This is a genomic window from Sulfitobacter sp. 15WGC, assembly GCF_005068605.1.
In the GTDB taxonomy this organism is placed as follows: domain Bacteria; phylum Pseudomonadota; class Alphaproteobacteria; order Rhodobacterales; family Rhodobacteraceae; genus Sulfitobacter; species Sulfitobacter faviae.
The window spans coordinates 1-254 of the sequence record NZ_SZNL01000143.1 but is presented as its reverse complement, the minus strand read 5'-3'; the positions used below and the strand labels follow the sequence as shown (position 1 = coordinate 254).

At 64.2% G+C, this 254-nt stretch carries 1 pseudogene; it reads right to left on the bottom strand.

What is annotated here, in order from left to right:
* Window positions 1-254: pseudogene (locus FCK22_RS18315) on the bottom strand (DUF3772 domain-containing protein); the annotation flags it as partial.

Sequence of the window (254 nt, the reverse complement as noted above, 5' to 3'; positions counted from 1 at the left end):
CGGCATAGCCGATCACGAAGATCACCGCGAAGGAGAGGAAATCCGTGGGACGGATCCGCGTCTCGCCAAAGGCGAAGCCCCGGCTGAACAGCGCCCAAAGCTCAGTTAGGTCGGTGACCCGCGCGCCCCATGCCAGCGCCATCACAGGCAGCGACAGCAGCAGCAGGATCAGGCCAAAGAAGACGGGCATCAGCGCGTCGCGTGCCTGCACCCCTTGCCCGGTCATGGCACCGTAAACATCGGCCAAGAAGCGT